The 15,304-nt window shown below is 62.0% G+C and carries 10 protein-coding genes; 7 read left to right on the forward strand and 3 right to left on the reverse strand.

The window, feature by feature from the left end:
• Window positions 1-5: 5 nt before the first annotated feature.
• Entirely contained in the window at window positions 6-413 is a 408-nt protein-coding gene (locus QTL94_RS09770) for a response regulator (protein WP_065692872.1), read from the reverse strand.
• A gap of 287 nt (window positions 414-700) precedes the next feature.
• Here QTL94_RS09770 and QTL94_RS09775 point away from each other — a divergent pair, with 287 nt between their 5' ends.
• The 4 genes from QTL94_RS09775 to cueR all read left to right on the forward strand — a co-directional run bounded on the left by QTL94_RS09775 (window position 701) and on the right by cueR (window position 11,265).
• Entirely contained in the window at window positions 701-6,172 is a 5,472-nt protein-coding gene (locus QTL94_RS09775; RefSeq protein WP_289801387.1) for an alpha-2-macroglobulin family protein, read from the forward strand.
• Entirely contained in the window at window positions 6,169-8,247 is a 2,079-nt protein-coding gene (gene pbpC / locus QTL94_RS09780; protein ID WP_289801388.1) for a penicillin-binding protein 1C, read from the forward strand. Before QTL94_RS09775 ends, pbpC begins: the two co-directional genes overlap by 4 nt.
• Before the next feature lie 111 nt (window positions 8,248-8,358).
• Window positions 8,359-10,860: a heavy metal translocating P-type ATPase gene (locus tag QTL94_RS09785; RefSeq protein WP_289801389.1), complete on the forward strand. Its 2,502-nt coding sequence runs from the start codon at window positions 8,359-8,361 to the stop codon at window positions 10,858-10,860.
• A gap of 9 nt (window positions 10,861-10,869) precedes the next feature.
• The gene (cueR, locus tag QTL94_RS09790) at window positions 10,870-11,265 is read left to right on the forward strand and encodes a Cu(I)-responsive transcriptional regulator (RefSeq protein WP_289801390.1); all 396 of its coding nucleotides are present in this window, start codon (window positions 10,870-10,872) and stop codon (window positions 11,263-11,265) included.
• Here the strand turns inward: cueR and QTL94_RS09795 are convergent.
• Window positions 11,262-11,813, reverse strand: coding sequence for a GNAT family N-acetyltransferase (locus QTL94_RS09795; RefSeq protein ID WP_289801391.1), 552 nt, complete (start codon window positions 11,811-11,813; stop codon window positions 11,262-11,264). The two genes, cueR and QTL94_RS09795, sit on opposite strands and share 4 nt — an antisense overlap.
• Window positions 11,814-11,959: 146 nt before the next feature.
• On the opposite strand from QTL94_RS09795, the gene QTL94_RS09800 reads away from it, so the two are divergent.
• The 3 genes from QTL94_RS09800 to QTL94_RS09810 are packed head-to-tail and all read left to right on the forward strand — an operon-like array spanning window position 11,960 to window position 13,989.
• Complete coding sequence (locus tag QTL94_RS09800; RefSeq protein WP_289801392.1) at window positions 11,960-12,499, forward strand: sigma-70 family RNA polymerase sigma factor; 540 nt, start codon at window positions 11,960-11,962, stop codon at window positions 12,497-12,499.
• Window positions 12,486-13,253: an anti-sigma factor family protein gene (locus QTL94_RS09805; protein WP_289801393.1), complete on the forward strand. Its 768-nt coding sequence runs from the start codon at window positions 12,486-12,488 to the stop codon at window positions 13,251-13,253. Before QTL94_RS09800 ends, QTL94_RS09805 begins: the two co-directional genes overlap by 14 nt.
• Window positions 13,254-13,272: 19 nt before the next feature.
• Window positions 13,273-13,989, forward strand: a complete 717-nt coding sequence (locus tag QTL94_RS09810; protein WP_065692864.1) for a Bax inhibitor-1/YccA family protein — start codon at window positions 13,273-13,275, stop codon at window positions 13,987-13,989.
• A 126-nt stretch (window positions 13,990-14,115) separates the two neighbouring features.
• Here the strand turns inward: QTL94_RS09810 and QTL94_RS09815 are convergent, their stop codons facing one another.
• A complete protein-coding gene (locus QTL94_RS09815; protein ID WP_289801394.1) occupies window positions 14,116-15,252 on the reverse strand; it encodes an RHE_PE00001 family protein in 1,137 nt (378 codons plus the stop codon).
• Window positions 15,253-15,304 lie beyond the last annotated feature (52 nt).

The following is a 15,304-nucleotide window of genomic DNA, read 5'->3' on the forward strand; positions in this document are numbered from 1 at the left end:
TGGCGCTATACTAGGCCGCTGCGGGCTTCCATGGCGCGCCTCAGCGACTGTTCCACAATCGATGGCATGACCGGCTTGGTCACGACACCGAGCGCCCCATTCAATCGATGGATGACCGCTTCGGGATTGCCGGTCATGAAGACGACGGTGACGCCGTAGTCTTCAATGAGGCTTCGGCCAATATCTGGGCCGGTCGGTCCGTCCGCCAGATTGACATCGACGAAAGCGATGTCAGCGACGGGCGCCAGCTGTAACGCCTGCTCCCTGCCGGCGGCAAGTCCGGCCACTTCCAGCCCCAACGCCTCTACTGTTGCCTCGAGATCAAGTGCAATCAGTGGTTCGTCTTCAACGATCAGCACCCGATGCGTGGTTTCGATCATGTTGGTTGGATTACGCGTGACACTGTTATCCATGAGACGTCCCTTGTTTCCATCGACTTGAGAATGTCCGTATCAGACAAGGTATTGTCAGCGAGAAACGACCCGCACATCGAATTGTTCCAGCATGAGGCGAAATAATTCGCCGTTAAGACACTGTTAATATTAACATTTTGTTAATTCTGCGCGCTCCGCCGACCCTCTCGCAGTTCCGCCCAGAATTGCCCGGTGACAGTTTCGACGTCGCCGAAGTGGCGAGTTGACAACGTCAGGCGAAGTCCCGAGAGTGGCCGCATCCAGCGCCAGCATCCCGGGGGGAACCTATGTCTGTACGCTCGCTTTTCGCCATTTCTGCACTTGTTCTTTCAACCTTGACGGCGGGATATTCGGTCTTTGCTGCGGACGCCAAACGCGAGATCCAGACCGTCAAGGATGCCGACTATTTCGGCTTCGATCTGCGTACGGAGCAAAACGTCACGCTGGACCAGTGCAAGACCTCCTGCATCGGCGACAAGAGCTGCAAGGCCTTTACCTATAATCCGAAGGTGCAGTGGTGCTTTCTGAAATCTGACTTCAAGACAATGAACGCCTTCCCCGGCGCCATTGCCGGCAAGATCGTCGAGACGGCCGGCCAGCAGGAGCCGGATCTGGGTGCTGCCCCCCGCATCACCTTCCTCTCCGGCGACGTGCTGCAACAGGCACGCGACGACAAGGCAAACCTTGATGTCGCCGACGACCAGCAGGGGCAATCGGCCGATAGCCTGATTGCCAACGCGCGGATCGACCTGACCTCCGGCAATGTCATCGATGCCTTGAAATCCTTCCGCAGTGCGCTCGCCCTGACCCCTGACAACGCCGACCTTTGGCTGGAAACCGCCCGAGCCGGCGACAGCTTCGTCAAGACCGACGACAACAATGGCAGCGACATCTACGGCCAGGCCGTATTGGATGCCGTCAACGGCTACGACCTGACGCGGACGACCACCAGCCGGGCGGATGCGCTTGCCGTTCTTGCCGCGGCTCTCGAGAAGAACACGAATTATCGCGCTGCCCTCAATGCGTACAAGGCAAGCCTGGCGCTCGTCAGTTCCAAGGACGTGCAGGCGGCATTTCTGCAGCTGAAGGCAACGCAGGGGTTCCGGATTACCGAACACACTGTCGACGCCGATAGCGCAACGCCCCGTGCCTGCGTTACCTTCTCTGAATCATTGATCAAGACGACCGACTATACGCCTTTCGTGACGCTGAACGGAGCTGCACCGAAGGCCCTCGAAACAAAGGACAAGCAGATCTGCGTCGAGGGCCTGACGCACGGCGAGAACTACAAGATTGCCTTCCGCACGGGCCTCCCCTCCTCCGTCGACGAAGTGCTGGAAGCGCCGGTCAGCCTTGATATCTATGTCAAGGATAGGACCGCCAGCGTACGCTTCACCGGCGACAGCTTCGTGCTGCCGTCGACCGCCCGCCGCGGGATCCCGCTCGTTTCCGTCAACATGCCGTCGGCCAATCTGAAGCTCTACCGCATCGGCGATCGTGGGATCGCGCCACTTTTGACCAGCTCGCAGTTTCTGACGCAGATCGACGGCTATAGCGCCCAGCGTATCCAGGACGAGAGTGGTGAATTGGTCTGGCAGGGCGCGATCGATATCGCCAATGACCTCAACAAGGACGTCGTCACCAGTTTCCCGGTGGACGAGGCGCTGCCCGAGCGCAAGCCCGGGGTCTATGTGCTGACCGCGACAGCCCCCAATGCGCCCGATCAGGACTGGAATTCCCAGGCAACCCAATGGTTCGTGGTCTCCGACATCGGCGTTACAACCTATGCTGGAACGGATGGGCTGAATGTCTTTGCCCGTTCGCTTGCCACCGCCAAGCCGATGGCGGGCGTTTTCTTGCAGCTGCTTGCAAAAAACAATGAGGTGCTGGGGACTGCAACGACCGACGACAATGGCCGCGCCATCTTCACCGCCGGCCTCATTCGCGGCACGGCGGCGCTGACGCCGGCCGTGATCACCGCGAAAAACGGCACCTCGGATTATGTCTTCCTCGACATGACGCGCGCGGGCTTCGACCTTTCCGATCGCGGTGTCACAGGTCGCGCATCGCCTGGCGCAATCGACGTCCTGACCTGGACGGAGCGCGGCATCTACCGCGTCGGCGAAACCGTTCATGCCTCAGCCCTTGCCAGGGATACGGACGGCAAGGCGATCGAAAACCTGCCGCTGACCTTCATCTTCCTGCGCCCCGACGGTGTCGAAGATCGCAGGATCGTCAGCCAGACCAGCAACATTGGCGGATATACCATCGATTTTGCCGTCCAGGACAATGCCATGCGCGGCACCTGGACGATGAACGTGCATACCGACCCGAAGGGGTCGCCGATTGCAACGAAAAGCTTCCTGGTCGACGACTTCGTGCCCGATCGGACCGATATGGAGATCAAGACCGAGGCCAAGGTAATTGGCCCCGATACCCCGGCGACGATCAACATTTCCGGCAAGTATCTCTATGGTGCACCGGCCGCCGGTCTTACGCTTGAAGGCGATGTCGTGATCAAGCCGACGCGTCAGGCAGACGCCTTCCCCGGCTATTTCTTCGGCCTTGCGGATGAAGAGGCAAGTGAAGATACGCGCCAGTCGATCGAGGGGCTGCCGGATCTGGATGAAAATGGCGAGGGTGTTACCGAGCTGACCGTTGGCGACCTTCCGGCAACAACCCAGCTTCTCAACGCGACCGTCTATATCCGCATGCAGGAGGCAGGCGGTCGGGCCATCGAACGCTCGCTTGTCCTGCCGGTCAAGAACCAGGGACCGATGATCGGCATCAAGCCGGAATTTACTGAGCTCGGCGAAAACTCGCTCGCAAACTTCACGGTTATCGGCGTCAGCGCCAACGGCCAGAAGCAGGACATGAAGGGCCTCCGCTGGAGGCTCTACAAGCTCAACCGTGACTACCAGTGGTATCGCGACGGCACCGCATGGAAGTATGAGCCGGTCTATACAGCCGAGCAGGTCGGCAACGGCAATGTCGACGCTAGCATGGACGGCGCCAAGATCTCGTCTGCGGTACAATGGGGGCGCTACCGCCTTGAGGTGGAAAGCACCGATACCGACGGCCCGACGTCCAGCGTCGAATTCGATGCCGGCTGGTTCGTGCAGGCGGCGTCGACCGAAACGCCGGATGGCCTGGAAATCGCACTCGACAAGGACAGCTACAAGGTCGGCGATACCGCCAAGCTGAAGGTTACGTCCCGCTACGCCGGCGAGCTGATGATCGCCGCCGGAACCGAGACGCTCGTCGCCGTGCATAACGCATCGATCGGCGACAAGGGCGGTGAGGTGGATATTCCCGTCACCGCCGACTGGGGTGCCGGTGCCTATGTCACCGCGACCTTATTCCGGCCCGGCGACGCACAAGACAGCCATATGCCGATGCGCGCCATTGGCGTGAAATGGCTGAAGGTCGATCCGGCCGATCGCGCCCTGCAGGTGAAGATCGATGCGCCTGAAAAGATGCTTCCGCGCGGATCGCTTCCCATCAGCCTTGCGGTTGCCGGTGCGGGCGCCAACGAGGATGCCTATGTCACTGTCGCCGCAGTCGATGTCGGCATTCTCAATCTCACGCGCTACGACCCGCCAAACCCCGAGGATTGGTATTTCGGCCAGCGACAGCTCGGCCTCGAAATCCGTGATCTCTATGGCCGGCTGATCGATGGCTCCCTCGGCGCGACCGGAAAACTCAGAACCGGCGGCGACGGCGGGGCGATCGCGTTGCAGGCGAGCCCGCCGACCCAGAAACTGGTCGCCTTCTTCTCCGGTCCGATCAAGCTCGACGCCGAAGGCAAGGCGAAGGTCAGCTTCGACATTCCCCAATTCAACGGTACCGCGCGCCTCATGGCAGTGGCGTGGTCGAAATCGGGCGTCGGTCATGCAACCCGCGATGTGATCATCCGCGATCCCGTTGTCGTGACAGCCAGCCTGCCGCGCTTCCTGGCGCCCGGCGACAAGTCGCAGCTGCGACTTGATATCGCCAACACCGACGCGCCTGCCGGCGACTACAAGCTCGCGGTAACCGGCAATGATGCCGTTGGCGTCGACAACGGTGCGCAGACGATCCGGCTGGACGCTGGCGCCAAATCGGCGCTGACGCTTGCCGTCACCGGCCTACAGCCGGGCAACGGCAGCGTTTCAATCAACCTCTCGGACGCATCGGGGCTTTCTCTGGATCAGTCGGTCGACGTTCCCGTTCGGCCTGCGGTTCTGCCTGTCACGGAGCGGCGCGTGCTTGCGCTAAAGCCAGGCGCGAAGCTGACGGTGGACAAGGCGCTGCTGGCAGACAGCGTGCTGCCGGGCGCGTCGGTGAGCGTCAGCGTCACCCGCTCGGCTGCCTTCGACATCCCTGCGCTTCTGATGTCGCTGGATCGCTATCCCTTCGGTTGCGCGGAGCAGACGACCAGCCGGGCGCTGCCCCTGCTCTATCTCAGCGAACTCGCAGAACAAGCCGGGCTGGAGGACGATGCGGATGTCAAGAAACGCGTTCAGGATGCCATCTACCGCGTTCTCTCCTATCAGGCTTCGGCCGGCAGCTTCGGTCTCTGGGGACCCGATAGCGGAGATCTCTGGCTCGATTCCTACGTCACCGACTTCCTGACGCGTGCTCGTGAACAGAAGTACGACGTGCCGGACCGGGCACTCGCCCAGGCGCTCGAAAATCTGCAGAATGCCTTGAGCTACGACGTCAACGTCAAGGACCAGGGCGATCAGATCGCCTACGCGCTCTATGTGCTCGCCCGCAACAAGAAGGCCGCAATCAGCGATCTTCGCTACTACGCGGATACGATGATCAACGACTTCCCGACGCCGCTTGCCAAGGCTCACATAGCCGCAGCACTTGCGCTTTACGGCGACGCGACGCGGTCGAAGAACATCTTCGTCGACGCGTTGCAGATGTCCCAGCAATCGATGGTGTCGAGGGTCAACCTCTCGCGCACCGACTATGGCTCGGTTCTGCGCGACGGCGCCGCGATCCTGGCGCTCGCCGCCGAAAGCCGGCCCGTGCCGCCGGTGGTGCCGGAGCTTGCCAAGGCTGTCGCAAAGGAATGGGAGCGCAGCAAGTATACGAGCACGCAGGAGCAGGCATGGATGCTTCTTGCCGCCCGCGCGATCCAGGGTGGCGACGACTCCCTGAAACTCGACGTCAACGGTGCGCTGCACAGCGGCGCCTACATGGCGCGCATGACCGGTGACGCATTGATGGGTCATCCCCTGACGCTGACCAACCAGACGGGAGATGCGGTGTCTGCCGTCGTCACGACGGTTGCGGCGCCTGCTGTTCCGCTGCCAGCGGGCGGCGACGGTTTTGCCATCGATCGCACCTACTACACTCTCGATGGCGAGCAGGCGAACGTCACCGAAGCCAAGCAGAACGAGCGCTATGTCGTCGTTTTGCATGTGACCGAAACCAACCAGTGGCCATCACGGATCGTCATTACCGATCTGCTGCCGGCCGGCTTCCAGATCGACAATCCGAGCCTGGTCGACAGTGCCCAACTGACGAATTTCGACTGGATCGGCGAGGTTTCGGCCGCGCACACCGAATTCCGCAACGACCGGTTCGTAGCGGCATTCAACCGCAGCGCGGACGACAATCGCGAAATCAACGTCGCCTATGTCGTGCGTGCGGTTACTCCAGGCGTCTACGATCATCCAGCGGCCAATGTCGAGGACATGTACCGGCCGCAACTCTCGGCCCGCACGGCAACCGGCAAGATGGAGGTCGTGGCGGCACAGCCATGAGACGGAAGCGAACAGTCGCGATCGCAGCTGCGGCGGGCATCCTGCTTGCCGGCGCCGCCGTGCTCGCTCTCCTCGCACTGGACAAGGCGTTTCCGCCTCGGCTCGACACGGCCAGCGTCTCGGCCGAAGTGCTCGATGCGGACGGTGAGCTTCTGCGCGCCTTCGCAACCGGGGAAGGCCGATGGCGGTTGAAGACGACCGTCGATGATGTCGATCCGCAATTCTTGAAGATGCTGGTTGCCTATGAGGACCGGCGTTTTTACGAGCACGGCGGAGTCGACCCCTGGGCCGTCGGCCGCGCCGCGGCCCAGCTTGTCACCAACGGTCGTATCGTCTCGGGTGCCTCCACCTTGTCGATGCAGGTGGCGAGGTTGATCGAGCCGCGGCAGGGCCGCTCGCTTTCGGCAAAACTGTTGCAGGTGGCGCGTGCGATACAGATCGAGCGGCGGCTGTCCAAGCAAGAGATCCTCAACCTCTACCTTACTCATGCGCCCTATGGCGGCAACCTCGAGGGTGTCCGCGCCGCAAGCCTTGCCTATTTCGGCAAGGAGCCAAAACGCCTGACGGTGGCGCAGGCGGCCCTGCTGGTTGCCCTTCCGCAATTGCCGGAGAAACGCCGACCCGATCGCAACCTTGCGGCCGCTGAAACAGCGCGCAAGCGCGTGCTTGAGCGTCCCGCGGTCGCCGAGGCTGTCGGAGATGGCGAAGCGCAACGCGCCGAAGCAGTCCTCGTGCCGGCAAAGCGGATGCAACTACCATCGCTCGCGGCCCACGTCGCGGAAGCAGCGCTGCGCAAGCAGCCAGGCGTCTCGACACACCAGACGACATTGAAGAAACGCGTGCAGGAGGGTCTTGAAAGCGTGGCCCGCGCCGCATCCCTCAAGCTCGGGCCGAAGCTCTCCTTGGCAATGGTGATGGCGGATGCCCAGACGGGCGAGATCGTGGGCGAGGTCGGCTCCGCCGACTATTTCGACGCAAGCCGTTCCGGCTGGATCGACATGACGCGTGTCAATCGCTCGCCCGGGTCGACACTCAAGCCGTTCATCTATGGCCTTGCCTTCGAAGAAGGTCTGGTCAGCCAGGAGACGATCATCGAAGACCGGCCGGCCGATTTCTTCGGATATCGGCCGCGGAATTTCGACATGACCTACCAAGGTGACGTAACGGTCCGCGACGCGCTCCAGCTCTCGCTCAACGTTCCGGCCGTCAAGTTGCTGGACGCCGTCAATCCCGCCAAGCTCCTTGTGCGTTTCCGCAGAGCCGAAGTGCGCCCCGTTCTGCCGCCCAACGAAACGCCGGGACTTGCGATCGGGCTTGGTGGTGTCGGCATTACTCTCAAGGATCTCGTTCAGCTCTACACCGCGCTTGCCAATCGAGGCCAACCCGTCCGGATCGGAGACGGCGTGCTCAGCCAACCCGGCAAGATCGACGGCGAGGCGCTGCTGGAGCCGGTAGCGGTCTGGAACGTCACGGATATCCTGTCAGGCGTCATTCCTCCAGCCGGCGCCCCGCAACGCGGCATCGCCTATAAGACCGGCACCAGCTACGGCTATCGCGACGCATGGTCTGTCGGTTATGGCGGGCGTTATGTGCTGGGCGTGTGGGTGGGCCGACCTGACAACGGCGCGGTACCTGGGCTGACCGGCTACGGCACTGCCGCACCGATCCTGTTCGAGGGGTTCGCGAAATCCGGTCTCGCGACGACGCCCCTGCCCCGCCCCCCTTCCGGCGCAGTGCGGATCGCGCAGGCGCAGCTGCCGATCAGCCAGCGCCGCTTCGCGATCAATCCGAGCGGCCTTCTGGCAACCTCAGGCCGTGAACCGGCTCCGCAGATCGTCTACCCGCCGGAGGGCGCGCATGTCGATCTCGGCGCCAAGGGCGGAGCGCTTTCACCACTGATGCTGAAGCTGCAAGGCGGGCGGGCACCGTTCCGCTGGCTTGCGAACGGCAAGCCCCTGCCGGACATCTCACGCCGCAGGACCAACCAGTGGATGCCGGATGGCGGGGGATATTCCAAGCTCACAGTGATTGACGCCATGGGCCGGGCCGCAAGCGTCGGCGTGTTCATCGACTGACGAAACGCCCCCACTGAACAAACGCGGCGACTTCGAATTTTCCGCTTGACCTTCCAGTTGCTGGAAGGTTCATAAGCCTATCCACTGCCCCAGTGGGCGAAGGAGACTCTTATGGACAGCAAGCACTCGCACCATCCCGATCATTGCCATGGAAGTCATCGGCATGACGAACCAGATGCGCCTGTGGTCCGCGATCCGGTCTGCGGGATGACCGTCGATCCAAACGCCGGAAAGCCGTCGCTGGTCTATGGCGGACAGACCTATCATTTTTGCTCCGCGGGCTGCCGCAGCAAATTCGAGGCCTCGCCCGAGGATTATCGGACAGCCAAGGATCCCGTCTGCGGCATGAGCGTTGACCGCGCGACCGCCGCGCACTTCCTGAAGCACGATGGCGAGAAGTTCTATTTCTGCTCTGCCGGTTGCAAGACGAAGTTCGAGGCCGACCCGGAGGCCTACCGCGACGGCACCAGGCCGGCGGCCAAGCCTGTGCCAAAGGGCACGCTATACACCTGCCCGATGCATCCCGAGGTCATCAGTGACCATCCCGCCGATTGCCCGAAATGTGGAATGGCGCTGGAACCGATGGGCATCCCACCGGCTGACGAAGGCCCCAATCCCGAACTTGTCGATTTCACACGACGCCTGTGGATCAGCGCGACGTTGTCGGTGCCGCTGCTCGTGCTCAGCATGGGCCCAATGGTCGGCCTGCCGTTGCGTGATTGGATTGGTGAACCGCTATCGACCTGGCTCGAATTGCTGCTGGCAACACCCGTCGTCCTCTGGGCGGCCCTCCCCTTTTTCCGCCGCGCATGGGCCTCGGTCATCAACCGCAGCCCCAACATGTGGACCCTGATCGGGCTCGGTGTCGCAACCGCCTACATCTACAGTGTCGTGGCGACCCTGATGCCTGGCATCTTCCCGCATACTTTCAGTGGTCATGGCGGCGCTGTTCCCGTCTATTTCGAAGCCGCAGCCGTCATCGTCGCCCTCGTCTTCGTCGGCCAGGTGCTTGAATTGAAGGCCCGCGAACGCACGGGCTCGGCCATTCGCGCCTTGCTCGATCTCGCGCCGAAGACGGCACGTCGTCTGGCAGCGGATGGTGCGGAAACCGATATCGCAGTCGACGACGTCGTGGTGGGCGACCGCCTGCGTGTTCGCCCAGGCGAACGGATTCCCGTGGATGGAACGGTCAGCGAGGGTCAGTCGACAGTCGATGAATCCATGATCTCAGGCGAGCCAATGCCGGTGGAAAAGGAAACGGGTGCGCCGCTCACCGGTGGCACCATCAACGGCAACGGCACGCTGGTCATGACAGCTGAAAAGGTCGGCGCGGACACCACCCTGTCGCGGATCGTCGACATGGTGGCCAAGGCTCAGCGCTCGCGCGCACCGATCCAGGGAGCGGTTGACCGTGTCTCCGCCGTCTTCGTCCCGGCCGTGGTAGCCGCGGCCATTGTCGCGTTCCTCGTGTGGGCTTTCGTCGGCCCCGAACCCCGCATGGCACATGCGCTGCTCGCCGCGGTGGCGGTGCTGATCATCGCCTGCCCCTGTGCATTGGGCCTTGCAACACCGATGTCGATCATGATCGCGACCGGCCGCGGCGCACAGGAAGGGGTCTTGATCAAGGATGCCGAAGCGCTCGAGCGTTTCGCCAAGGTCGATACGCTGATCGTCGACAAGACCGGCACCCTCACCGAAGGTAAGCCGAAATTGACTGATATCGTGCCGTTCGGCAGCATCGAGGCCAACGAGCTTCTGCGCCTGGCTGCCAGCCTCGAGCGCGGCTCGGAGCATCCGCTGGCGGAAGCGATCGTTGCCGGCGCACAGGAGGCTGGTGTCTCCCTGCTCGATGTCAGCGACTTCCGATCCATCACGGGCAAGGGTGTGGAAGGCAAGGCAGGCGGTGCGGCCGTGGCCCTCGGCAATGCCGCCATGATGGCGGCGCTCAAGATTGATGTGGAGCCGCTCGCCGGCCAGATCCAACCGCTCCGGGACGCCGGCAAGACGGTGATGTTCGTTGTCGTCGACCGGAACCTCGCAGGCTTCGTCGCGGTCGCCGATCGCATCAAGCCCACGACCGCGGCGGCGATCAAGGCGTTGCACGACACCGGCCTGAAGATCATCATGGCGACCGGCGACAACGAGAGAACCGCACGGGCCGTGGCAGCGAGCCTCGGGATCAACGAGGTTCGCGCCGACGTTCTTCCTGAGGGCAAGAAAGCGCTGATCGATGAGTTGCATGCCAGGGGTGCAGTCGTCGCCATGGCCGGTGACGGCGTCAACGATGCGCCGGCGCTCGCAGCGGCCGATGTCGGCATCGCCATGGGCACGGGAGCGGATGTCGCAATGGAAAGCGCCGGCATCACGCTGGTAAAAGGCGACCTCAACGGCATCGTCCGCGCCCGGCGGCTGGCTGAAGCGACGATGCGCAACATCCGCCAGAACCTGGGCTTCGCCTTCGGTTACAATGCTCTTGGGGTTCCGCTTGCCGCAGGGGTGCTCTATCCGGTTTTCGGCCTCCTGCTCTCGCCGATGATCGCTGCTGCGGCCATGAGCCTCTCATCCGTCTCCGTCATCAGCAACGCGTTGCGGCTGCGGTTCGCCAAACTTTAGGAGGGTGCCATGAATATCGGTCAAGCATCGGAGCGCTCCGGCCTGCCGGCCAAGACGATCCGCTACTACGAGGATATCGGGCTCATCAACCCTGATCGGAGCGACAATGGCTATCGCGACTATGCGGTAGCCGACGTCCACAAGCTGCGCTTCCTGCAGAAGTCCCGCGGGCTCGGCTTCTCGGTCGAGGAATGCCGGCAGCTGCTGGCGTTATATGAAGACAAGAGCCGGGCCAGTGCCGACGTGAAGGAGTTGACCCAGACCAAGCTTACGGAGATCGACCGCAAGATCCGAGAACTGACCGAACTACGCCGGACGTTGGAACACCTCGTGCACGCCTGCCACGGCAACGACCGCCCAGATTGTCCCATTCTCGAAGAGCTGTCCGAGGAACGGGCGATCTAGGACTGCGCCAGGATAGCGTACCGTTCAAGTTGGACCGAATGGCGCCAGGGCTCTGTCCGGCGCGCCATCATGATCTCGTCAACCTCTTCACCCTCGTGAAGAAAACCGCCTGGAATCCGACCGATCTCGACGAAGCCTTCACGCCGATAGAAGCGGTACGCCGCGGGGTTTTCCGCGCTGACTGCAAGCTCCAGCTGTCTGGTCCCGTTGTCGCCGGCATACTTCATGACCGCTGCCAGAAGTCTTCTGGCGAGATCGGTTCCGCGCAGGTTGCTGCGCACATAGACCATGATGATCGTTGCTCGATGCATCGTCTTGCTGGGCTTCTGCCGCATCAACCCCATGATGCCGACTGGCTCATCATCCTGGAAAGCGCCAAAGACCGGCATTTCGACTAATCGGCTGCCCCATTCATTAAGGGAAAGGCTCTCCCAGTCCGCAAGAGTGCTCGCATATGCGGCGGGTTCGCAGCGTAGCGCTTCCATTCGTATTTGCTTGAACGCCAAAGCATCCTCGGGCGTCAAGAGCCGGATTGTTCCGCCAGACATAGTTGTGTTCCTGCAGTTGTACGGGCTTCGCCATGAAAACCATGACATGCAGGCTAAGCGGACGACATTTCAGAGCCAAGTCGCTATTTGCACATTTTTTTAATTATGCCGGGAATAAAACCTTCGACAGCCGCGTATACTCAATCATGGAACGGAAGGAACGCCCATTCGATGTCATTGGCCAGCTCGCAGCGCTTCGGCGTTATGCGCGTTCGCTCGTGCGCAATTCGGATGACGCCGAAGATCTGGTCCACGATGCCTTGGTCCGGGCATTGGAGAAAAAGCAGAGCTTCCATCGTGGTGGTAACTTGCGTACCTGGCTGCTCTCAATTCTGCATAACGCTCACATCGACCGCGTCCGGCAGGGCAGGTCGCTGACACGTCGGCACGATGAGGCCGCCGCGGCAGCCGACCAGTCCCTGCCGGCCGGCCAGGAACATGCGGTTCGGCTGCAGCAGGTTCGCAACGCGTTCTTCCATCTTCCGGAAGAGCAGCGCGAAGCGCTCCATCTCGTCGCCATCGAAGACCTTTCCTACCAGGAAGCCGCAACGGCGCTCGGGATACCGATCGGGACGCTGATGTCGCGCATTTCGCGCGCTCGCGCCCAGCTGAGGGAATTCGAAGAGAAGACGCCGCTTATTTCGCATTTGAGATTGATCGAAGGGGGCGACAATGAAGACAGTTGATCCGATCATCGACGCCGATCTCGACGCCTATGTCGATGGCGAGCTTGACGTCGCACGACGCATCCAGGTGGAAACCTTCCTGTCCGAACATCCGAAGACCGCTGCCAAGGTCATGGCGGACCTCAGCATGAGGGGCGAATTGCGTCTGGCGCTTGCAAACGAGACCGCGTTCGGCCGGGCCGAAACGCGTGATGCGGCCCGCCGCCTGGAACGCGGCCTTGCCTATGGCAGGATCTTCCACACGATGCAGCGCATCGCTGCTGTCGGCGTTCTCGTCGCGGCCGGCTGGGTCGCACACAACTCCTTCGGTGCGTTTACCGCAACCGAAGTGTCAGCATCGGTTCCCGCCCCTGCTTATGTCGAGGACGCCGTGCGCGCCTATCAAACGGCGATGCTGAGGCAATCCATGCCATCGCAATCGGTTGCGAGCTACAAGCCGGAGGATATCCGCGCGGCAACGGCGATCGTCATGCCGCAGCTTCCGGCGGACTGGAAGATTTCCGACGTTCAGATCTTCCCGTCGGAGTTCGGCCCGAGCGTCGAGATGGCGCTGCGGACCGACGACGGCAAGCAGCTTTCGTTGTTCGCGGTTCGCCCGGGTTCGTTCTCCGTGGCATCCGTCAGCCATATCGCGCTTGATAACGCGGAGGCAGCCTACTGGCAGATAGGCGACGTCGCTTACGCACTCGTCACCGGCGATCGCACCATCACTCTGGATCGAGCAGCTGATCAGCTTGCTCGTACCCTCTACTAGTTCAATCGAGGAGATCTGTATGAATCCGATCAATCCGCGCTACGGTTTTGGCTCCGCCGCCGGTTCGCAGGCACTGTTCGACGAAGGTCTGCGCCAGCACATGCTGCGCGTCTATAACTACATGGGGGTCGGCCTTGTCATCACCGGCATCATCGCATTCATCGTCGGCAGCACGCCGGCACTTTACGTGCCGATCTTCCAGTCGCCGCTGAAGTGGGTCGTGATGCTCGCGCCGCTGGCCTTCGTCTTCTTCTTCTCGTTCAAGATCCAGACGATGTCGGCCGGCGCAGCCCAGATGACCTTCTGGGCCTTCTGTGCCGTCATGGGCCTGTCGCTCGCGTCCGTCTTCCTGGTCTTCACCGGCACCAGCATCGCGCGCACCTTCTTCATCGCCGCGACCATGTTCGGCACGACCAGCCTCTATGGCTATGTGACCAAGCGTGACCTCTCCCGTTTCGGTTCCTTCCTGATGATGGGCCTTATCGGCGTGGTCATCGCGAGCCTCGTGAATATCTTTCTGGGCTCAAGCGCACTGCAGTTCGCGATCTCGGTGATCGGCATTCTCGTCTTCGTCGGCCTCACCGCCTACGACACGCAGAATATCAAGGAACAGTATTCGGAGAACTACGACCAGGAATCGAACCAGAAGCTTGCCGTCTTCGGCGCGCTCTCGCTCTACCTGAACTTCGTCAACATCTTCCAGCTGCTGCTCAACTTCACGGGTGAGCGGGAATAGGCCTAAGCGCTTCTGGGGGCAATGGAAGCGCTAGAACGCCCGGTCCGCACGCTGTGACAGGATGCGCGGATCGGGTGTTCACTACACGGAAGCGGCTGAGCCTTGGCTCGGCCGCTTTCTTTTTGTTCAGAGGATACCCCAGGCCCGATAGCGGCCACGGCCGGTAATCTCGCGGATACCGATCTCATTCAGGAGATTGAGCGCGCCGCGGCTGGTGATCCGGAGCTCGCGCGCCACCATGGCGGAGGACACCATCGGTCGCGACAGCACAAAACTCGCAAGGTCCGGAAGACTGCTATTCGAGCGCCGATCCTTGAAGCGCATTTCCATCTGCGTCTGCGCCAGGGAAAGCCGGTCCATCTCCTTCAAGCCCAGGACAGCACTTTCGGTCATGCCATCAAGAAAGGCCTGTAGTCGCGTCAGCCTGTCACGCGCACGGCGACGCTCGTGGCGAACAGTCTTCAGGCCGGCGTAGAAGGAGAAGAGATGCGACGTCACCTTCCCGCGCGACCGGAGGTAACTCGCAACAAGCAAACCGCCGAGCCAGTGTTGCCGCCGCAGCGGCTCGATCTTTTCCCATGCCTCGAAAAGAACCGCTGCGCCTATTGTCGGCGGCAACTGATCCGCGATCGCGAGCACGCCTCTCCATTCGCGCAACCGCGCCGACTCGTCCCATTCCTCGTCATCGAAGAGCCCGAGCGGATCATCGCTACGCTTTTCCTTGGAAGACGTCACGGCGACTTCGGCGGGTGCATTGGCCAGATGGCTGTCCAACAGCCGCTGCGAACGTTCCAGCACCGCATCGATCTCCGCTAGCTCCGCCGAGAGGGCATCGTCAACGCCGTCGTCATCATCGCCCGCGGGCTCGGCACCCTTTTGCTCCGGAGCGCGCTCCTCCCCTCCCCCGCTCCCGGCCAGCACAGCGAGACCTGCGGCACTCAACGACCAGCCAGGCTCGCCCGTCCATATCCTCCGCCGGGCACGCAAGACCCCATGCGCGATCGTCAGCTCATGGCTTGGCGTGCGCGTGTCCATATGCGCGTCGTGAAGCACAAGATCCTCGACATGGACAAGCTCGCCAGCAACCCACATTGCGCCCACGGCATCGAAGAAATGTCGGCGCTCGGCAAAGCCCTCTCCGACTGAGGAGCGCAAAGCCCTCTCGTCCAGCCGCGCGAGAGCATCCTCCGCCCGAACGAGATCGGGTAGCAGTAACTGGAGCAAATCCGGTGGCAGGAGGGATTCCTGTTTTCTGCAAATCATGATTCACTCCATTTATGACGAAGCGCCGCCTGCCCATGGCCGAGCATGCCGA

Origin of the sequence: Rhizobium sp. S96, from assembly GCF_030382195.1 — a bacterium.
In the GTDB taxonomy this organism is placed as follows: Bacteria; Pseudomonadota; Alphaproteobacteria; order Rhizobiales; family Rhizobiaceae; genus Rhizobium.